The 23,380-nt window shown below is 48.5% G+C and carries 4 protein-coding genes; all 4 read left to right on the top strand.

The window, feature by feature from the left end; translation table 11 throughout:
* Positions 1 to 133 precede the first annotated feature (133 nt).
* Genes A8709_RS29435 through A8709_RS29420 form a run of 4 tightly spaced genes read left to right on the top strand, consistent with a single transcriptional unit; the run spans position 134 to position 23,244 of the window.
* A complete protein-coding gene (locus tag A8709_RS29435; RefSeq protein WP_065857967.1) occupies positions 134 to 832 on the top strand; it encodes a S1 family peptidase in 699 nt (232 codons plus the stop codon).
* A gap of 33 nt (positions 833 to 865) precedes the next feature.
* Complete coding sequence (locus A8709_RS29430) at positions 866 to 6,160, top strand: hypothetical protein (protein WP_065857965.1); 5,295 nt, start codon at positions 866 to 868, stop codon at positions 6,158 to 6,160.
* A gap of 29 nt (positions 6,161 to 6,189) precedes the next feature.
* Positions 6,190 to 13,692 (top strand): S-layer homology domain-containing protein, encoded by a 7,503-nt coding sequence (locus A8709_RS29425; RefSeq protein WP_065857963.1) that lies wholly within the window; start codon positions 6,190 to 6,192, stop codon positions 13,690 to 13,692.
* A gap of 36 nt (positions 13,693 to 13,728) precedes the next feature.
* Positions 13,729 to 23,244: an S-layer homology domain-containing protein gene (locus tag A8709_RS29420; protein WP_141692699.1), complete on the top strand. Its 9,516-nt coding sequence runs from the start codon at positions 13,729 to 13,731 to the stop codon at positions 23,242 to 23,244.
* The last annotated feature ends 136 nt before the right edge of the window (positions 23,245 to 23,380 follow it).

The following is a 23,380-nucleotide window of genomic DNA, read 5'->3' as shown; positions in this document are numbered from 1 at the left end:
TAGGCGCCTTCCGTCTTTTTGTTGTGCCTTCTGCCCTCATTCGACAGGATTTACCGTTTTGTGAGAATTTTGAGAGAACGTGTCTTTATAATGTGTAGGTATATAGGACTATTCGTTAGAGGTGAGTGTCAGTGTGAAGAAAACGCGTAAGTTACTTATTGTTACTATGGGGGCATTATGCCTATTTGCCAGTCATTTTACGATTTCGGGGGCGGATCCACCTGAAATTTATGATGCGGAGGCCATTTATGCGAAGGCGGAAAAGTCTGTTTTTTATGTAAAGGCATTTCGTGAAGATGGCACGGTAAAAGATGTGGGAACGGGCTTTGTGGTATCCGCAGAGGGTACGGCATTAACCGCTTATCACGTGATTGGTGGCGCTGACCGGGTTGGCTGTGTGCTAAATGATGGAAAAGTAACGGTAGCATGCTCTGTCATTGCTCAGGATGAAACGGCCGATGTGGCTGTGCTCAAACTTTCGCCTTCCGAGATCCCATCGGGTCAAGTTGACAACTACGTACCGTTGGAGCTTCGTTCAAGCCCAGTTAAGCATGGTGAAAAAGTATTCGCCATCGGGTATCCGATGAAAGAGACGAAGATCATTACAGAAGGCATCGTGAACAGTCCGCGGGCTCCGATTAACGGACGTGATCGCGTGCTGATATCTGCGCAGATTGTGAGCGGGATGTCGGGTGGACCTATTTTAGATAAATATGGAAATATGGCAGGTCTGATCTCAGGGTCGCTCCGCACGATGAACAATATTCATCTGGTTGTGGGGACGGGGGATATCGTGAAAATCATGAAAGATACTGCAGAGGTAGGCAAGTAGATAGGCATTAACTTACATATTGGAGGTCAAAGTGTGAACGAGCGATTGAGAAAAGGAATATCGAGTTGGCTAGCGGGTTGTTTGCTGTTTACGACACTGCTCGCGAATGTGATGACGGGCACAGCAAGTGCTGCTGTCAGCACGAACACGAACTATTTAGACACGTATATTTATGGCGCAAAGGTTGTTAACCATAAGGACATGCCGTCTTGGACGAGCAGCTACGATTCGGCTGAATTGAATTTCTTCTCGGTGTTTACACGCGTTGCTTATCCTTGTGGAGCGCCGCAGTTGCCAGGGATCTCGTTCTCCATGGAGGGGGACGATTATGATTGCGATGATCGTGAATTTACCGATAAAGACATCAACCATGTGGATGGCTTTTTTAGAGGCTATATTAACGTATCGCAAATACCGGAGCTGAAGCGGATTGCTGAAGGTGGGACGGCCAAATTTCTAGTCAAAGCAGGAAAGCTGGATAGTACGTCTGACCATGGCGCTTATATCAAAGCTTTTACGAATGGCAATGAACGCTGGTATGCACATTCCACAAGCAGTGAACCAGACTTACTGAATGCTAATTCAGGCTGGCTAGATTTTGGACCGAACGATACAATTCTGATTCAAACGGAAACGAACGGCAGCGGAACTGAAGTGGATGATATTCGCATCTATTTTGCAGATATCGATCTGCCTACGATTAAGGACTATACGTTTACTTCAGATGGTACAGAACGAGAGAATACGGTCATTCATCAGCAAGAGCTGTTTCTGAGAAAAGATCAGAAGTTAGCGCTGTCTTACAACTTCAACGAGGCTGTTAAAGCCTCCGCACCAGTCATGGCTGCCAAGCTAACCAGCCATTATCTATTTACGAATCCCGCCGGAACGGGGTTGCCCGCTTCAGGCGAGAATCAAAGCATGAAGCTGTCGCTGACAGCTAACGAGCTCAAGGATTATACCAAAGCACTACCTTATGTGTATACCGCTTCCGATTTCCATCATACGGGCAATCTCCCTATATCAGATGGCGGGGAGTTGGAAACACATAGGCTGAACGATGAGTCACTATGGGAGAAAATCGATGCCTCAGAGTTTCATGACACAGCAGGAAATCCGTTGAAACTGGATGGCTTCACAAAAGCCAGCACAACCAGCAGCACTTTACTAGCCGGTAAGACAATAAATCCGTTTGACTATACATCGGGTCAAGGCTTTCGCGTCATCATCGATGCCGTTCCCCCTAAATACTCATCGGTTGCTAACGGGATCCAACCTGATATTGTCACTGGCAGTACGCTGAATAAAGGCGATGTCATCGATTTCAAGGTGCAATTAACCGAGGACGCCATTGTTAAGGATGGGTTGCCCGTTGGAGGTCTCTATCTCCTATTTAATAATGGTATGAAGGCCTATTACCAAGATGGTGAAAATTCTAGTATTTGGACGTTCCGAGCATATGTGACCCAAGATGATGTGGACGTTTCGCTGCTCAAAGCCATAAGGCTGACGCATAATCTAAAACCAGGCAACACAGACAAAGGTGTTATTCAGGATTATGCCGGGAATCTGCTCATGGACGCAGCGAATACGAGTAAATCAACGAATAGTGATCCATCGCAGACCGTAGCGAATACAAAGATTGATTGGGCAAAGTTATCCATTGATAACACGCCGCCGAGTTTTTCTTACATCTATGAAAATGGTGGTGCCACTGACACGAGCTACGGAAAAGTCGGCAAAGTCACGATCGACGCCAATGATCCTGCGATCACAACGCCTTCGCTTGATCCCGATGAAGCGGGAGCGGTAAGACCGAGTCGAGGCATCTATCATCCGCTTAATCTGACAGGGTCATCAAACGAGAGTTCGCCTGGTGTAGGACTTGTTTATTACATGTGGAGCCAAAGCCCGGAGAATCCATTAGCGGGTAAAGAAGCTGATCAATTTGCAGCGGTAAAAAGGTATTCACTTACAGGCTTGCAGCCGAGCGAAGGCTTGTACCCAGGGGAACTTCCTGATGTGAGCCTAATGGTAGTCAACAATAAGACGAACTTGCTGATGCCGCCAGATGAAGCGTTCACACCTGCAAACAGCGGGAGCTGGTATTTACATACATGGACGGCAGATATGACGTGGGATACAGCTAGGGAACTGATGCAGGTTGATAAAATGAAGAAATTCAAATTGTCGAATGCTTCCCAGTATAACGGATGGATAAGTGAATATAAGGCTCAGCATGCTGGCAGCTCGGACACGGATGCCCAGACTTACGCAGAAGGCAAAGCGCTGGAAGCTGTTGGTCAATATAAGAATTTGAGCTTATGGACGCCAGATGATTTTAAACACGATGACTCTAACTGGGTGTATAGCTCCGCTACAATTCTGCTCGATAATAAAGCGCCACAAGTGTCAGCCCATATCTCTGGCGGTAATAACACCGCAGAGGTCAAGGCGAGTGTGCAGGCTAGCGATGAGCACAGCGGGATTGATTCGAGCAAGCTGCTTTACCAGTGGGTCAAAGTTGGTGAACAGCCACAAGAGATTAGCTGGAAGGTAGTGCCCGCCAACGGGACTATTACGACGTTGAATAACCTCAACCTCGATGTGAACGGAAATGAGAATGGCGAATATGTTCTGTATCTTCGAGCTGTAGACAAAGCAGGGAATCAAACCGAAACCAACATGGATGAACATGTGGTTGTTAATAATACCGTGAATATTCATGCCTCTTTTGACACAGATGATATGAATACGTATGTACGCAGTCATGAAATCGCCTTTGCAATCAATGGGATATCCGTCGCAGAAGCGGTCTATGCATTCAGCCCATCTGCAGCGGTGCCTGATGCTAGTGCTTTCAAAGCCTTCATCTCCCCAGAGGTTGATCCGGCAGCTGATCTTGGTGAGAGCAGTGTCACGAACGCGGTTTACATTGTAGGTAAAGATACAAGCCTAAACGGTACACAATACCTTCATATTCGAATCAAAAGTCAAACGGATGATAAGCTTTACTACTTCAGCCAAACTTACAATTTCGATAATAAAGCACCAGTTGTCTACTTTAGTAAAACAGAAGTGGGCTACGCTAAACCATCGCATAGTGTCGCCGTTGTGGCGACGGAGCTGTTTTCACCGGAGGGGATGACAACCAAATACCAATGGCTTCCTACTGCAGCAGTTCCGCCTGATGAGTCTTCTGCAATTTGGAAGATTCTACCTGAAGACGGCAACGTGACTGTTGATAATTCCAACTTGGCTCCAGGCGAAGTCACTGACTACACGTTATATGTATATGCAACAGATGGAGCAGGTAACGTGGCGATTACACATACGGGTGCTTTCAAGCTCGTGAGAGAAGAAAATACCCCGATCGAAGTGCTGAAATCAGATTTGGTTTACTTGGATGGCAACGAAACGGATGGCTATCAGGCCATCGTCAAAACGGAGCTTAAAAACGTAGCCAAGGATGGCTATTCATATGCGATTTCTACGGACGATGGAGCGAATTGGCATCCATGGCTGCCCTATACGAATTTCATCAAAGTCGATGTACCTAGCGGACAAGCCGGTCAATTGAAGTTAAAGGTCAAATTTAAGTCGGCAACCGGTACGATAAGCGACGCAGTTGATATCGACACAAGAGGATATTCATCTTCAGACGAGCCGATTTATGGACTTGCGTCCCAAGACACGCTGCGGCCAGTAGCTGGTAATGCGCTACTAACGATTACTGTTAAGCCGGGCATCAAAGTAATGCCAGCAACGCTTACGGAGAACCCCGTGCTGCCAGTTCGAACAAAGGGAAATACATTCAGCATTTCGCAAAATGGAGTCTATACCTTTGATCTGACAGATGTCACAGATGTTACAAGGCATGACAAACTCCTTATCGTCGTCAACAATGTTGACAATACGCCGCCGACCGGAACGATCGAGAAAAGCGTCATCGGTCCGACAACGTCGAATGTACGCGTGAAGCTCTCCACTTCGGAAGACGTTCGCATCACCAACAATGAGGGGCGTTCTAGTTACATTTTCACCGAGAATGGGACATTCACTTTCGACTTCGAGGATGAAGCGGGAAATCAGGGATCGGCAACAGTCGTTGTGGATAACATTGACCGATCGCAGCCTACTGCACATATTGTTCAATCGTACAGTTACGGCAGCCACGGAGAAAAGACGTTCAAAACCGTTAAAAACGCGCAAAATCAAGTGGTTATGGCACAAGGTGTGACATTAAGCGTTGAGAAAATCAATGTGAGTGATAAAGATTTTAAAATCATAAGAGCGCCTAAACAAACAACGTTATACGCCAATGGTTCAGGGGAATTCACGATTGCGGATGGTTTAGGCAATACCACCGTTTTAGAAGAAACAGTTACCCAAATTGTGACGAAGCTGCCTGATCCTGAACGCATCGATTACGAGTTTGTTGATGAGAATGGCAACCTTTTGACACAGGACCGAATCGTGACGATCGACGGTAAAACCTATGCGAAAGGCAAAATGAGAGTAACGATGCATGGGCATGTGGATGCTCCGAATCAAGTATTCCGAGGTACAGTGCCGGTACCAGATGGGGCAAGCTACAGCAATTTAATCAGCGATGCGGATGGCCATTATGACTATGCGATGACTTATAGTACGAATGGCGAGATGCGTGTGGCTTTGACGGATTTATTGGGTAATACCACTATCTCACTCATTAAAGTGGAAGGACTCGACAATACAGCTCCGACGATTCAATTAAAGAGTCCCTTCATCGCAATTGCGCAAAATAAAGCGAATTTCAACCCGCTTGTCGATCTTGGCGGCTACACGGTTTCGGATAATCTTTCAGCAGCTAGCAACCTGAAGGTTACCGTAGAGCAACTGGACCTATCGAAGCTTGGCAGGCAAAAAGTGGTGTACACCGTTACCGATGAAGTTGGGAATACAGCCACGATCAAACAGGATGTCGTAGTACTTTCAAGTGCGGGTCTGCTTATTGTAGGCAATGATCAAGTCTTGTCCGCATCATCGAGCGAAAGCATCTTGTTTAACCGCAACGATATTACGTTCACGATATCCGGTTATAACCTGATGCAGGTGAATGGAGAAAGTGCGGTCAACGAACGCGGTACCTTCGATATTCTGTATCACAGTGGGCTTTACCGTGAAGGACAGATGAAATATATCGCACAGAAAATCACGATGGACCAATTGCTGAATAACAAATTTACCGTTGTTTTCCCAGAGACAGGTTGGTATACGATCATCGTTAGAACGCAAGAACGGGAGAGGGAGTTCGCGACCTTCTTCATAGGCAAAATTAATAAATAGACCGGCAGTAAACGAAGGAGCCGTTGTTCATGAGAGCGTTTAGAAAATGTTTAGCCATTCTTGTATTCTTCACACTTGTTATGAATTTTCCGTTAGCCGCTTTGGCTGACGGATTGAATGCCAAGGACGTGACGGTGCTTAGCAACAGCTTTATTAAAGTAACCGTCGATAATCACTCAGGCCGTTTCGCCATTCGCACGGTGGATGGTCAACCGGTACGTAAGAACGATCAACAGGTCGATATGATGTTCAGAGGCGATGATCCGGAATCTTCCTTTACGACGTTCCGGATTGATGGTACGGACTATATTTTTGGTAATCCCTATAAATTTGCCATTAACTTTCTATCTGAGGTGACGCCTCCAACAATTGTCAACAACCCGGATGGGACGAGACAAATTGAAACGGTTTGGACGATCAAAGGTGTATCGATCAAACAAATTCTCATGCTGTATATGGATGTCAAAGACAAGAAAAATGCCGGCAATGTGAATATCCGATATGAAGTGACCAATCATTCTGGGGTCGAGGTGCAGGTTGGATCACGTATTTTGCTGGACACGATGGTCGGTGGCAATGATGGTCCTGCTTTTCAAGTAGGAACTGCTTATAAAGTGCCCTTGCAGGTGGAAAGAAAGCTCGTAGATGAATCCAAATTGGACGGAAGTATTGGTCCTGACGAAAGAGCGTTATATACACTGCCTGCGTATTGGGTCATGAAGGACAAGTACGATAAGACCAATCCGCTGGCGACTAATGTGGTTGCTTATGGATTTAACAATTTTTCGGAAAATGATATCAACATTGTTGATGAAATGATCGTCGGCCATTGGAATGGCCTAGCGAATACGAAGTGGGATTATCAAGTGCATCCCAACTTGGATTTTACAACAGACACGAATGATTATGGGACAGCCGATTCTGCGGTTGCTTTGTACTGGAACCCCGATCGTATCGTGAAAGACGCGACGAAATCGTTCGAAACGGTTTATGGTCTTGGTGAAATCATAGAACCGGACAAAGTATTCTCCATCCGTTACATCGACCCTGTCAACCAATTGGCAACGAAGGAAGATGGCAGTGCTTATGAGAATGAAGGCGTGTTTAACGTTGTAGCTGAAATCGAGAACTTGCCGGCTTTCCAAATGGAACAGTCTCGGATAGACGTTGAGATGCAACTGGCTAACGGGTTAAAGTTTGTCGACCTCGATGAACGCGGACAGATCAAGCGTGATGCCAACGGGAAAATCCTGACCAAAACGTCGGATAGATCCTCGATTACGTTCAAGAAAGAGGCAACACCAGAAGAAGCGCAAAACGGTATAGAGCCCAAGTATAAGCCTGGGGAAACCGTAACAGCTTCCTTCAAGGTAGTTGCCAAGGGTAAAGCATGGCCGACGACCAAAGAATATATGCTGACGGCCAGCTCGCCGGAAACGGAATTAAAGCTGGAAACCGTGAAAGACGAGTCGATTAAAGCACAATATATGTCCAGCAAAGCTAATTTTGTTTTCTTGCCTGCTGTAGGTGAAGGTTCGCAAACATTTGTCTATGCCATGTCGCCGAAAGAGGCTTATACGACGGATGTGAAGTACATCACACTGAATTTGAGCAATATTGAAGCGTATAATACGGGCAATGCAACGACAGACCCGAACTTCGATCTTTATCTAAAAGAAATCGCGACAGGTCACCGGTATAAAGTGCCCGTGAAGAATTCTGTTATCCTGCAGCCATCCGGAGATGGGCAAGTCGGGGATATGCGCATTACGTATCGGACTGGCGATCTTGTGGACGCAAGCGGAGCGCTTTTGAAAGATGCAGATGGCAAGGAATTGAAGGATTTGGGACCTGATCTGCCGCTGGGTGAGTATCAAGTTGAGATTGACTATAAAGGTGACACCGGTGATAACCCGGACGATGCCAAGCTATATGACATCACGACGAGCCAACGTTTTGTTGTGAGCGAGAATGAAGAGGCCAGAGTTAAGAAGGCGAACCTGTTGGCCGTTGTGAAGAAGATGGTGAATTTAGGGCAGGGCATGACAGATTCAGCGAAGAAAGAGCTGGAGGAAGCCTATCCTGGCTATACCGTAAACGGTGGATTTAGTGCCCATAAGGCACTGTTTAATCAAGCGAAAAGCCTTGTGGAGAAAGCGAGTAAACTCGCAGATCCAGAGCTGGACATCACTTCGCTGCTGCCGGAAGTTCGCGTGCCGGCTTACCGCTTGGTGGCTTTTGAAAGTGAAGAAGAACTAGAGCAGTTCAAAGAGGAAGGCGATCAAACCCATCAAGAAGTGCTGGTAGAAATCAAAGGGATGATCAACCGTATTGGGACGGGCACTGAAGCAAAATATGTGGTCGATACGAAATCAGAGCCGGCGATTATCAATAACAGTGTCGCTTATCGCGGGAAGGATATGGTTTTCGCAACGGGGCAGTTGGATGTCTTCGGTCTTGCCGGTAAACTGTCGAGCGCTTATAAAGACATCCCTTTCTTAAATACGTTGAACGTAAAAGGTGATGGCACGTTAAGTGTGGCAAGCAGCGGATTCGTGTTCCATAAGGGCGAATGGACGCTGGATTTCTTCAACGGCTTTGATAAATCACTAACGGCAGAGGATGCCGAAGAACCAGAAGCAGAAGCCGATAAAGGCGGCGAGGACGACTCGTTAAACGGCTCCTTGAAGTGGGCAGCAGGCGATCTAGGTGATCGATTGAACCCGCTTCGACAACTGTTAATTCCTGATGTGTATTTTAACAAACACAGTTTATTTGCAGCGCCAAGCTTCTCGATCAGCGGTTTTGGGCTGAAGTTCAATGACTTCATTCTGCGTGAAGACGGCGTTTCCTTCGGTGGAACGGTGAACATGAAGATTGCAGATGCTGAAATTAAGAATGTTAAATTTAACGATAAAGGGTTTGTCGGTATTGACGCCGACTTGAAATTCGATTTGGAGAAAAGCATCGGCCTGATGGATAGCTCTAAGTCCGAAGGTGAAGACAAGAAAAGCAATGTATCGGGTGAATTCAATCTCGTCCATTACGAGCAGAAGGAACCTGGCGTTCAGAATAAGTATGACCTCAATTTTGATGCGGATCTTCGAGGAATTACGAAGGTACATGTTGAGATCGGGTTTAAGCAAGTGCCCGACAAGCGAATTCTCCCAAATGTGATCGCCTTTTCGGCTGAGCTGGGAGACCCTGGCGTCATGGTTGCAGGAGGTACGTATTTGACAGGCATTCGCGGTGCGATTCGTGAACTTGCGGATACGATTGCAGGGGGCTCCAGCGATGTGCCTTTAACGATTGAAGCGGGAGCGGACGTTTCGTTTGGCGTCACACCCGCGACCTTCTACGGCAGCATCGATATGACGCTGAGACGCTCGGGCATTAAGCTCGTTGGGAAAATGGACTATCGTGCGAGCTCCACGTCGGATCGTGTGGAAATGCTGAAGGAAGCGATGGTCTCCGCACAATGGATGACGCCATGGTTCGTCAGTGCTTCTGCCGAAATCGACGTCATGGGATGGGACTTGATTATTGGTAAAGCTTCGATCTTCCTAGGTCAAAATTTGATCAAAAACAGAATTGACTTTGAAGGCTTCGTCAGCGCCAAAGTGCAGGTGCCTGGTAAAGTGCCCATCTTCGGCGGCATGGGCTTGGGCGGCGTTTCCTTAGGCGCGAACAACGATAAAATGTGGGGCAGTGTCTCCATTCTGTTCTTTAGTCTGGGCATTACCTACTACTTTAATGGCGGAATCGAATTCGGCACGTCGGGTGAAGGTCTGCCGGAAGGTCTCATTTACTTACAGGTGCAGGATCCTGAAAAGGGACCGAGACTAGTGGTCTTAGGAGAAGGAGTTCAGACGGTAGCGACTTCATGGGAGACCAAAGAGGATGCCGTCCATGAAATTCAATATCGTAGTGTAGCCGAAGGCGTTGACGTGCTGGATAACGGCTCGATGAATGTGGGTATTGGCGGCATTAAAGTATCTGATGAAGGAAAGCTTCATGAAATTCCAATGAATGGAATTACGGGCGATGCCCTTCTTGAGCTATCATACTCCGGTAATAAAGCGCCTAATCTCGTTATGAAAGACAATAACGGCAAAGATTACAAGCTTATCTATGATGAAACGAGAACGAATCCGCAAGCGAATGCTTTTACCCAACAAGGGACGACGGATGGTTCGAACAAGGTGTATGTAGCCATGCCGCACGACCGTATTAGCGGAAATACATGGAAACTATACGCCGATCAGAGTGTGGAGTCTAAGTTAATGAATATCCCGCAAGCGGCCAAGCTTGACGAGATCAAGTTAGATCCAAGTCGTACGGACGCGAACAAATTTACAGCATCTTGGAAAGTGAGTCATGCGAAGCCTGGCGATACCGTAAGTCTGTATTTGACCAAAGATGCGGTGAGCACAACGAAGCAGGCATTCAATGAGGAGATTGCGGCTCCGGGTGATACAGGGCTGTTAATTGCCAAGGACTTGAATGTGGCCAATTTAGGCACAGTGTCAGGCAGCATAACATCCGGGCAAACGGAAATCGATGTTACGAAAGTGCCATTGCTTGGGGATACCGAAGATATTAGGGGCTTGCTGTCGCAAGGCAATTACTATTTGCGCGCAGAGCTGAAATCGACAAGTAATTTCGAGACAAAGACGACACTGAATAAATTTGAAATCATTGACCCGCTTGCACCACCAGCGGTCAGCGATGTGAATGTGAAACCAGCAGGTAACGGCTATTTCGACCTTTCCTTTAAGCCGGCTGGGCGAGGATCGAATCAAGGGGATAGCGAACTCAGCTATGCTATTGATGTCCTGCAGGAAGCGAATGGGAAGCTTAGCGCTTATCCGAACTTCTCCTCGTTGCAAATGACAGAAGAGGACCTGAAGCCTTATTGGAATGAGTCCAATGGCCAATATGAGCACATTCGTCTCGGCGGATGGACGGCGAATTCCAATTCGAGCGCAGTCAATCAGACAAGCTTGGCTGGCGAATCCCTAGAAGGGAACATCAAATATACGGGCTTGGAAGTAGGACAATCGTATGTTGTTGGCGTATCCGCTGCTGCGAAACCGTCTAAATTAGCCGACAAGCATCAGAATCTTCATTATGCCGAGAGAATAGATACAGCCAGCACCTTATTACCGGTGCCAAGCAAGCCTAAGCTCTCCGCGCAAGGTAGTCAGGCGAATCAGCGTAGTGTTGCGCCGAGCGCCTTTCTAGAAGTGCTGACGAATCAGAAAGAACAAAGCATTGCTATTACATCCGATCAGAAAAACGTGGAAGTGGAAGCCATTTATGATGACAATTCGCTTGCAACTTTTGATCTGGCTGATCAGGCGAATGGAAGCAGTGGAACGCTTCATTTCAGTCAATTTACAACAGATGGCAAGTATGCCATTGAGCTTCGAACGCGAAACAAAACGACAGGTGATTTCTCTGTCACGATGCTGTATTTGACCGTTGATACGATGGCACCTGTGATTTATATCGATACGCCGTTAACGGGTGAACGGACGAAAGACGGGAAAATCAAAGTATCCGGCACAACGAGTAATGACGCCGTACTTGAAGTAAATGGTCAATCCGTGAACGTGAGCGAGAATGGCAGCTTTGAAGGTGAAGTTTCGGCTGTGAGCAATGATCCAACATTCCCGATCGCCTTTAAAGCTCATGATCAAGCAGGCAACACCAATCAGGCGTCGGTCACGTTGACCAATGGTTCTTATCAAGTACCTGTAGGATTGGTACTAAGAAAAGTACCGAATCTCAAGGTGAACGGGTCCGCACAAGTGAAGGCTTACCTGCGGATGGCTAATGGTAAAGCGGAGGTTGAGGCTGATCCTGCCAAACTCACATTCTCCAGCTACCTTGGAGAGGCCATTTCGGTCACCTCAAGCGGAGCGGTGAAAGCTGTGAAAGTTGGCGCAGGCATTGCGAAAGCTGAATACCAGTTGGGAGACGGCATGTCGCTAGAGGCGATGACGGTTGTGAACGTGGAAGATTCAATTATTGCTAACACTTCTGCTGTTGCGAATAACGGAAAAGCGACGAAAGTGAACATCCTAGCTGCTGATTTAACAGACGCTGTACTCGTCTATCGTGTGTATCCGAAGTCGGATGGGACGCCGATTGCACCTAAGTACCAGGATGATGTGAGCAATTGGACGGTTTTACCATCAGATGGTGTGATTCCGGTTGCTGATGGGGATAAGGTAGCCGTTGCCAAACGGCCGAGGGGCGGCAAATTGAATGAAGGTGTTACCGGACTTATGAATGCAGTCATATGGTCCCCTAGTGGTAGTGGTGGCATCGGAGGGATCGGGGGCATATTCCCTCCAGTTAACACAGATGTCCTTGTCGGTGGTGAGAAAATTACCTCCGAGCGCAAAGATGATCGTATTCTCGCCAAGATCGATCAGGCGAACGGAAAGAATACGGATAAATCGAAGCTGTTGATCCAATCCGAGGATAGCACAGCGACTGGCTACGAATTTGAGATCAGCAAATCAGTGCTAGAGCAAGCAGCGGGTGGCAAGCAACCCGTAAGTGTCCAACTGCCATTCGCACAGCTCACTTTCCCAGCCCAAGATGCACTTGGCAGTGGAGGTAACATTGTTCTGAAAATAGATCGGAATAGCAGTAACGTGCAGAATAGCTTCCGTCAGATGGCCAGTGGGCTTGGCGTGGATTTGTTGGGCGATGGACAAGGTGTCAGCTTTGACCTTAACCTACCGACTGCTTACCAAGCACGAAGCGTGAATGCCAAAGTAGCTATTCCTGCTGCTATTAACGCGAAAGACATTACAGCAATTGTGGTCAGAGATGCGAATGGCAACTGGACCACGGTGCCTTGGAAGCTCGATGTTGTGAACAATCAGCCATTCGTCAGTTTAACGCTGACAGGCAGCGGCAGTGTAGCCTTTATCAGTAACCATAAGAACTTCAGCGATGTTGGCGAACAAGATTGGGCGAAGCCATCGATCAGTGAGGCAGCAGGTCAATTGTTCATGTTGGGCAGAACATCGGAACAGTTCGATCCACAGAGCCATATTACTAGAGCGGAGTACCCTACAGTACTACTAAGAGTGCTTGGTCTGATGAATGAAGAGAGTTCCTCTTCTTTTGCAGATGTGGGTCTAGAAGATTGGTACAACCGAAGTGTAGGTATTGCTGCTCAGCAAGGGATCGTAAATGGTTTTGAAGATGGTACGTATAAACCAAATGAGGAACTCTCGCGCATGGAAGCGATGATTATGGTTGGGCGCAGCTTGAAGCTCATTGGCTCAGCCAGTAAGCTCACAGCAACCGAAGTGAGCGATACACTCGGCGCGTTCAAGGACGATGCATCCATTCCAGATTGGGCTAGAGAAGCGGTTGCCTTATGTATCAAGCTCGGCATTATTACAGGGCAGGATCAATCCATTAGCCCAGCCGATCCGCTTACAAGGGCCCAAGCAGCGGCGATTGCCATGAGACTAAGCCGTCTCACAGCTATCCGTATTCCTTAAATTGGATTAATGATAAAACTAGCGGGACGGTGTAACATGCGATTTACAAGGAAAACAGTCGGGTTCATGATGATTGTCACCTTTCTCCTTTCCATCTCGGCAGCGGCCTATATGGTTTACGCCGATACGGATAATTGGGAAAATCATGCGACGACCACTTGGTATAACGAAGATTATATGACGTTTACGATTGATACACCGGACAAGCTTGCAGGGGTTGCTAAGTTGGTCAACAGCGGTGTGACTAATTTTGATAAAAAAGTGTTAGAGGTTAGCGTTAACCTAGACTTAAAGGATTACAAATGGGTGCCTGTCGGAAGCTTGATTTATCCGTTTAAGGGTACGTTGGTTGGAAAAGGCGGACAGATGTTTAATCTGTCCGGTCTTTCTATGAATAACAGCGCTAAGCAAACTGGACTTTTCGGTTACTTGAGCGGAGCAACTGTCGGAGGTCTCCATGTGTTGGGGAATATCCAAGTCAACTCTAGCGAGAGCGTACAAGTCGGCGCAATTGCAGGATACATGGATCAAAACAGCACCGTTTATAACATTATTAATGAAGCTGCAATCACGGTGACTACAGCCAAAGATGCCTTTGTTGGCGGAGTAGTGGGCGGTGGCTCTGGCGTATTGTCTAATATCGTCAATCAGGCGAGCGTTACTTTGAACGGTTCTTCCAACGGAATCGTTGGCGGTATCGCTGCGACTTCGACGGGCGAGCCAGGTCTAACTTTGAAGAAAATTGAAAATTTAGGCGCGGTTACGGTTTCGAATAGCGTGTATCAAGCCAATGCAGGCGGTCTTGTCGGCTTAGCGAATGCCTCATTATCCATGGGGAATGAAAACACCATGATTCGAAACAGCGGTGCTGTCATGGCATTGAACAACAAGAATAGTGTGATCGGCGGCCTTTTGGGCAGAGTTGAGGGTGGCACGGCAGTCAGCTTTTCGAATCAAACCTCGAACAGTGGACCGATTACAGTTCTTGCACCAGGCTCCAAGGGATCATTTGTTGGGGGATTAGTGGGTTCATTTGAGCAAAATATGACACTGGATGTCCCTTTTACACAAACCGGGACCATCACGAACCAAGCGGGTTCTTCCGTCTACACGGGCGGAGTAACTGGGATTGTATATGGCGATCTCCTGCTTGGAAAAGGTTTTACGAACAATGCTCCTCTCGTTGTAAGCGGTGAGGGAGGCCTTTATACGGGTGGCATTGTCGGCAAAACAGGAGGCAACGTCTCATTCACGAGTGCCGCTCAAAATAAGGCATCCCTTCAGGTCACAGGATCCGGAGATCAGATTTACACGGGCGGGTTAGTAGGCTTCGTTGGCAATCGAATGTTCCTGAACGGTACGAGCAAAGATGATTATTCGAACAGCGGACAGATTACGGTATCCGGCGTTTCGGATATCTATACAGGCGGTATTACTTCGAACAAAGCATACATCAAAGCAGCGGATAATGTACAAAGCCTTGGCGACATCACAGTGAGAGGTTCCTTAAGGCTTTTCACAGGCGGGTATATCGGAAAAGTATCTGGAAGTGATACGAATATGAGCAGGGAATCGTTTTCTAATAAAATAACAGTAACAGCAGCTTCCCCAGGAGAAGATAGCGCAGTATTTACAGGTGGTATTGTAGGCTACTACGGCGTAAATGGCACCATTTCAAGTCCTGTCTTTAAGGGGCAGCTGACAGTTAATGGCGGCATGGGTGCCAACACAGGCGGGGTAGCCGGTTATGTAGAAAGCGGAACGATTATTGGCGCGGCTATTGGCGGCACGGCTGAAAATGTTGCCAAGTTAGCATCTGACGGGCATGTTGGAGGCGTCGCGGGTTATCTAAGTGGGACTGTATCAGCAGCTACGGTCCGTTATGTAGATATCCAATCGACAGGAGTCGGCGGCTACGCCGGAGGCGCAGCCGGTCAGGCCAAAGGGTCCATGACAGATGTGACCATTGGGCAAGAAGACGCTGCAAATAATGGCAGTGTGACAATCGGAGTTACTGCAGGCAATACGGCAGCAGGCGGTATCGTTGGCGCAGATGATGGAGCACTCCTGCTTGGTGGCTCAAAGGTGAACAAAGTCACCGTAACGTCTGCGGCTGGAGCAGATCACGCACGTGTCGGTGGTGTGGCGGGAGCCGCATCGGCAAGCATGACCTTAGGCACACCAACGTCAGGGGTTGTTGTCCATGACGTAATGCTCACTAGCGATGGAGCGGAAAGCAAGGTTGGCGGTATCGTAGGTGATAACAGCTCCGAGTTGATAGGCGGGCTTTTGCAGGAAGTAGCGGGCGTGGGTATTGATGCCAAAGGAGATGGCGCCTTCTTAGGCGGTATTGCCGGATATAATCGAAGCGCCCTTACGGGACTCGCCGTGAAACAGGTTTCCATCACAGCGAAAGGCTTGAATAATGCCATCGGCGGTGTGGCTGGATTTACACGAGGTCATATCGTGAATCCGCATGTGGTTGCCGGAGACGGAGGCGTGCTGCAGCTGAAAGCCGAGGGCAGAGATTCAACAATCGGCGGTATTGCTGGCAGCGCAGAAGACGGTGCCATCCAAGGCAATGGCCAAGATGCCAATGTGGCGGGTGTAGCTATTACGACTTCTAGCACGGCTAGTGGAGCGCAAGTGGGCGGTATTGTAGGAAGCAGCAACAAAACATCGCTGCAAACCGTCATAGCCGAAAGCCCGGTGCTGATGGTTCGCGGAGCGAACACGATGGTAGGCGGGTTGGCAGGACAGATCAAAGACGCGTCGATCACGCAATCCTATGCACGTGGTGTTATGCCGGACTACGTTGTGCTGAACATTTTTGGCAGCAACTCCCATGGAGGCGGACTAGCTGGTCAAGCTGAGCGAGTGAACGTGACGGGGAATGCAGCGAGCTTCAACGTGGAAAATCTGACACTTGTGGTGGATAGCAGCGCAAGCGGGGTACACGCAGGCGGATTTGTTGGCACGAATATCGAGAGTAAAATCGAGAAGGTTTTTGGTCAGTTTATCAACCTGACACCGAAAGGTCCTCAATCCGTCGTAGGCGGATTGACGGGTTATAACAAAGGGACGGAGACAGCGCTGTTGAATCAGAACTTCGTTGATACACTCGCGATCAACGTCCCAAGTTCTGCGACCACTTCTACCATTGGCGGCATGATCGGGCTGAATGATGCAAGAAGTGGACAAGCCGATGCAGTTGCCATTGTGAAAGCAGTCAGTACCGTACAAAATAGCCGTGTTTTGGGCAAATTGATCGTACATGCCCCCTCCTCGACGACAGGCGGGATGATTGGCGAGAACAGAAGCATCGTGGCTAATAACAGTATTGCCGAGAAGCTTCCTGTCACATCAGATGGTAACTTCGGCGTCGTCGGAGGGCTCATCGGTAAGAACACAGGAACAACTTATTATACGTATTCCAATGCACTTCTTAGCGTCAGTGGATCTTCAACTGTAGCAGGCGGATTAGTCGGAGAAAACAGCGGTAACGTCATCGCATCCTACATCGAGAACGACTTAAAGGGAGATGCCGTTGGAACGAGCGGGAATTATACCCTCTTAGGCGGCTTGGTCGGCAAGAATAGCGGAAGCGTAGACAAGAGCTTCACATCGTCTAATGTGACAGCGAACGGTGTGAACACGTATGTCGGCGGTTTGGTTGGCGGTAATACAGGAACAATTACGAATTCGTATTCCGCCAAAGCGATCACCGCGAATGCCAAAGACGCCTATGCGGGTGGATTAGTAGGCTTATTGAAGTCAGGCCAAGTAAAAGGCAGCTATTCAGCAGGCCAGGTGAACGGCGCGAATGGTGCATTCGCCGGCGGTTTTGCTGGTTATTACGATAATGCCAGCAAGAATCTCATCGATAATACATATTACGTGAAGGACGAGAATAAATCGCTGAACAGCGGTCTGCTAGATTTTGGCGGCGGCACGTATTATGAGCTTAATTTATATGCACGACTTAGTCCGATACTGGCGGAATCACTTGCAAATCGCACTACATTCCCAGCGTTATCGGGATGGACCTTCAGCGACACAGCATGGAGATACGGATCTTCGAATGCCGCCTACCAATACCCTGAGCTGAATCTAAGCGCGAATACGGGCGGTTCATCGGGAGGCTCGGACGGTGGGGCCGGAGGGGACGGCGGAAGCGGGAACCAGGTCAACATGAACATCAATTGGTACACGAAAAAGCCTTCGACATTGCGCTTCACGATTCAAACCGAAGCTGATCTGGCTGGGCTTGCTGGGATCGTGAACGGCACGATTACGGGTGTAGAGCCGTTTGATTTTAAAGGCAGAGAAATTGAACTGGCAGCACCCATTCATGTGCAATCGAATCAATGGGTACCTATTGGTTATACGGAACAACATGCGTTCGAAGGAACGTTTTTAGGCAAAAGTCAGTTGATCAGCGGGCTGCAAGTCACAGCTACCCCGTATGCTGGATTGTTTGGCGTTATTGGTGAATACGCGACTGTGCAGGACATGAATGTGGAGCCTGTCTCCGTTCAAGGCACTCAGTACGTTGGTTCCTTGGCAGGGCTTAACAAAGGCAGCGTCTCTGGCATTGGGGTTACTCTAGCCAAAGGAGCCATAGTAGCTAACGGAACTTTCGTTGGTGGTATTCTAGGTCGAAACATAGGCAGTCTGGATCATGTGACGCTTAGCTTGCAGGATGGCAGCAAGGTGACTTCGGCTGCGGATCATGCGATCCTAGGCGGTTTGGTGGGGGATAATGTCTCGGATATCTCCAATGGTGTTGTCACTTTGACGGCCGGCAGCATCGAAGCCTCAGGTGAAAACGCCATTGTCGGCGGTGCGATTGGTCGGCAGGCTGGCAATACGAAGGCGCTCTCCATCTCCATCCCAGCTACAGCCGTGGTTCAAACCTCGGGAGCGGGAAGTATAACTGGCGGCTTAATCGGTTCCTATTTGTCAGGGACAGGTGATGGGCTAGCGGTTTCCCTAACAGATGGTGCGATCAAAGGGCTTGGAGCGAATGCCATTCTTGGTGGCGCGATTGGTCTTTCGGGTAATAGCCAGGTCATTAAGAATGCGTCAGTACATGCAGTAAATACGACAGCTGTCGTAAATATCCAAGGGAATGGTCTCGTCGGCGGTCTCGTAGGAGATAAAACAGGTAAAGGCAATAACACATGGGATGTCGACGTTGCTTCCGTCAGGAATGTTCGTCTCTCCATTGGCGATGGAGGTACCCTCGGGGGTATGGTTGGCAAGTTAACGAATGCGGCTGTTAAAGGCTTAGCTTTTGAAGGAGCGATCACAGCCTCTGGTAAGGATCTGGTTGTCGGCGGAATAGCGGGTCATAGCTATGATTCTATCCTCTATAAGCCGGAAGTATCTCCGACGATCCAAGTAGCCGTGACTTCGGGAGATCACTCGGTTGGAGGCGTCGCAGGTATTATGGAAGCTTCGCGTCCCGATGCAGCACTGGATTTCGGCTACTTCATCCCACTCTATGCGGGTATATATGAAGCCAATATACCAGCTAAAGTGATCGAGGTGACAGGCGTTGATCATACGGCCAATGCCATCCTAGGTGCGATTACTGGACAGCTCCATAAGGCTTCGATCTACAACTCGACCTCCGCAGCGGTTCTTCGCGTTACGGGTATGAAGACGGCTACGCTCGGTGGTATCGCCGGTTTAAGCAGCGGCACCATTGTGAACACAAGCGTAACTAGCGGCATAGAAGTCACTTCGAGCGGTGATTACAACATCGGTGGTATTGTCGGACAAGCAACTGGCGGTAAAATCGCTTATGTCCGTGCAGAGTCCCCGCATCAGGAGCAAATCACAATTGGCGATAGCTTTACCGTGGATCGAGCTCCTACCGCAACACATGTTGGCGGCATTGTGGGGATGGCGGATGCGACAGATATGCAAAATGTGTCTGCCCATCTTCCGATTCAGGTATCTAGTACCAACCCTTACAATACGGTCTATGCCGGCGGTTTTGCTGGATTACTGGGTGATAGCACAACGGGATTGATTAAACGAGCTTTCGCTGAGGGTACCGTTAATGTAAAAGGTAAAGCGGGAGTTTTCACAGGCGGCTTCGCAGGTACGATTAATCGCTATCAGATTCAGGAAGCTTACGCGTCAGGCAATGTGACGAATACGTCATTTGATGCGCGAGGCGGCGGTTTTGCTGGTGTAATCAACAACGGTGGTATGATTGCTGATGCATATGCATCACAAGACGCGGTAACTGTGCTGGGCTCAGACGGTGCTACCCGTTCATACGCGGGTGGTTTCGCGGGGTACAACGATGGTAGTTTAACACGCGTATACGAAAATGTCCTACAAATATCGGCGCAAGCTGGCGGAGCCAATTCGTACATGGGCGCGCTGATTGGCTACAATTTCAGAGATGGCTTGGTAGCCAATGCCTACTTCACGGGCACCTTAACGCCAATTAAATACGATACAAGCAGTGGACAAGCTGGGAATGTAAAGTTAGCGGATTTTACGAATCATAATAAGCTTCCGAATTGGAATTTCGGGGCAAATGCTGCGACATGGAGTTACATGGATGGCTTTAATCATAGTGCTCCTGTGCTGGTTAACGTGACGAATTGGAGCTTTGCGCCAGATGTATCGTTCTTACAAACACAGGTGAAAGGTGATCCTGCATTCGTAGCAGCAAGCGCTGCGCAGTTGGCAGGTATTGCTGACGTCAATAATGATTTGGCTTTCTATCAGTGGTTCGATCGGGGGGCAACGCAATTACCTGTCATTCAAAAGGTAACCCTTACCAGCGATTTGGACCTCAAAGCTCGGTTATGGACGCCATTTGTCAGCTTCCAAGGTGAGTTTGATGGTGCCAATCACATCCTTTCAGGACTCACTTATTGGGCAGATCAGTATAACCATTATGGTTTTATTTCTAACAATCAGGGGACCTTGGCGAATGTGACATTTGACCATGCGCTAATTACCGGAGGCACGCAGACAGGTGTTGCCGTAGGAATGAACGCTGCGGGAGCAATCGTGTCCAATGTGGCCGTCACTAACTCGAAGTTGCAAGGCGTCGGTGCTCAAACTGGCGGTATAGCCGGTGTGAACAACGGCACGATGACGCAAGTTCGTGTGGCAGATATTGAACTTACGGGTACGAACGAAGTAGGAGGCGTAGTTGGAACAAATGCAAGTGCGATTACAGGTGCAGCCGTACATGGTTCTCTCACAGCGAATGGATCTGCGATTGGCGGTATTGTGGGTATGAATTTACCCGCAGCATCAATCACGCAAAGCTTTTCCTATGCGGACGTAACAGCCAATGCGGATTCGCCAAGTGCAGGCGGCATTGCTGGCGAGAATGATGGCATCATTGCAGACAGCTACAACGCGGGCGCAGTGACGGCGAACGGTGTTACGATTGCTAGAGCAGGCGGAATCGCAGGCTGGGCATCGGCCGGCTCCATTGCCACAAGCGTTAACAGCGGACAAATTTCCGCGAATAGTAATGGATTCTTAGTCAAAGGGAAATCATTCTTTGGTGGCATTGCAGGTCAATTGGGTCAACGAGCGACGCTTCAGAACAATTACTTCGATGAACAAATGCTTCAGATGAAGATCGCCTATTACAACGAAGCGGGCAATCGTGTATCAACAGATGCAAATAATGCGGCAGCACTGAAAACGGCTGATCTAATCAAAGGTAATGTGCCTGCAGGGCTGGATCGCACGGTTTGGACAGCGAAGATGGGGTATTACCCACAGCTTGCTGTTGCAAACGGGAAGACAGAAAGTGATCTGTCGACGGTGGCCGTTATTTTGAAATTCGAAGATACAGCTTACCACGTGACGGGCAGCTTTGAGCAAACCAAGGATTCGTCCATTCACTGGTCTATCGGCAAAGAAGGTGCACAAACCGTACTTACGGCGTCCAAGAATGGCGAAAGCCGATCGATTAAGATTAACAAGGATCCTATCATGTATGCGGAAACGGCTGTAAAGCCGACGGGTACAGATGCCGCGGAATTCAAAGAGAAGATCGAAGTAACCCTTGCAACCACGGAGCCTAGTGGAACTATTTACTACACGATCGACGGTAGGGACCCTTCTGAGAATTCACTCGTGTATTCGCAGGCCATTACGCTAAACGAAACAACAACGATCAAAGCGATCACAGTCATTGAGGGTAGTAACAATAGCGGTATTTTCTCAGCGACTTACAAAAAAATGGTGCCTCCTGTTATAGGGGGAGGTAGTGGCCTCGGTGGCTTCACACCGCCACCTGTAGGTTCGACCGTTGACGTGCTTGTCAACGGCAAAGCCGAGACAGCCGGACTTGAAACGGCTTCAACGAATGGTGCGGTCGTCACCTCCACGATTTCCGTTAACGAGGAAGTGATGGGTAAACTGCTAGATCAGCAAGGTCAGCAGGCGGCAATTACAATCCAGTTCAAAAACCGTTCGGATATCGCGATCGGTGAGCTGAGTGCCGAATTACTTCAAAAAATGGCGAACAAGAATGCCGATCTCATCGTAGACAACGGCACGACCCGGTATCGTATTCCGGCACAGCAGCTCGCATTAAAGGCAATCTCAGCTAAGCTAGGCGCAAATGTCGCGTTTAAGGATATCAGTGTGCACATCGAAATGCGTGCATCGTGGCCGGAACAAGCGAAAAAGCTTGCGAATGCAGCCACGGCAGGCGGCTTTGGGATCATGGCTCCGCCCGTAAGTTTCAAAGTGACTTACATCTATGGTGAGAAGATCTACGAGCTTGCTGATTTCAGTAGCTATGTAGAACGGTCGGTACGGTTAGCTAGCGAGGCAGAGGCAAGCAAGGTAACAACGGGTGTTGTTATGGACGATGATGGAAGCATCCATCATGTTCCTACACAAATTCGACGTGTCGACGGTCAGATTTACGCTATCATCCGTACGGTTTCAAGCAGCGGCGTATTTGCCTTGATTGCAAATCCAGTATCCTTTACGGATGTGACTTCCCATTGGGCACAAAACGTGATCAACGAAATGGGATCTCGCATGATCGTAGGCGGCGTTGGTAATCAGCAATTCCAGCCGAATCGGGATATTACGCGAGCTGAATTTACAGCCATTGTGGTCAAAGCCTTAGGAATAAAGGCGAATGCAGGCAGCAGCGCATTCCATGATGTTCAAGCTTCGGATTGGTACGCTCCGTATCTACAGGCAGCGACACAATACGGCATCATTTCGGGCTATGCGAATGGTGACTTTGGCGGCTCTGATGCCATTTCGCGCGAGCAGGCCATGACGATCATTGCACGCGCGATGCAGCTGACAGGACTGGAAACCCAGCTTGCTGCTGGCGAAGCCGATCAACTTCTAGCAGGATTTACCGATGCTTCGCAGGCTTCTGATTATGCCAAAGCCGGCATAGCGGCAAGCCTGAAGTTGGGTCTTGTCTCTGGACGAACCGATGCCCTCATGGCACCGGGGGATAACATGACACGCGCGGAAGTCGCCGCGATCATCCAAAAACTTTTACAAAAATCAGGATTAATTTGATCCACTAGTTAGGTAATTAAATCGTATAACATAGGCGGTCGGACCTTGAAATCTTAGGATTTCTGGTTTCGACCGTCTTTTGTTTTTGACGTGAGATCAGATAAATCGACAGGAATTGGAAGTATGTGAGAATTTT

Origin of the sequence: Paenibacillus pectinilyticus, assembly GCF_001700435.1 — a bacterium.
GTDB lineage: Bacteria > Bacillota > Bacilli > Paenibacillales > NBRC-103111 > Paenibacillus_E > Paenibacillus_E pectinilyticus.
This window is presented reverse-complemented; position numbering and strand designations above follow the sequence as displayed.

Bases quoted from the DNA above. Each gene is read 5' to 3' on its own strand.
- A8709_RS29425 (WP_065857963.1), top strand. From the start codon at position 6,190: ATGAGAGCGTTTAGAAAATGTTTAGCCATTCTTGTATTCTTCACACTT.
- A8709_RS29420 (WP_141692699.1), top strand. From the start codon at position 13,729: ATGCGATTTACAAGGAAAACAGTCGGGTTCATGATGATTGTCACCTTT.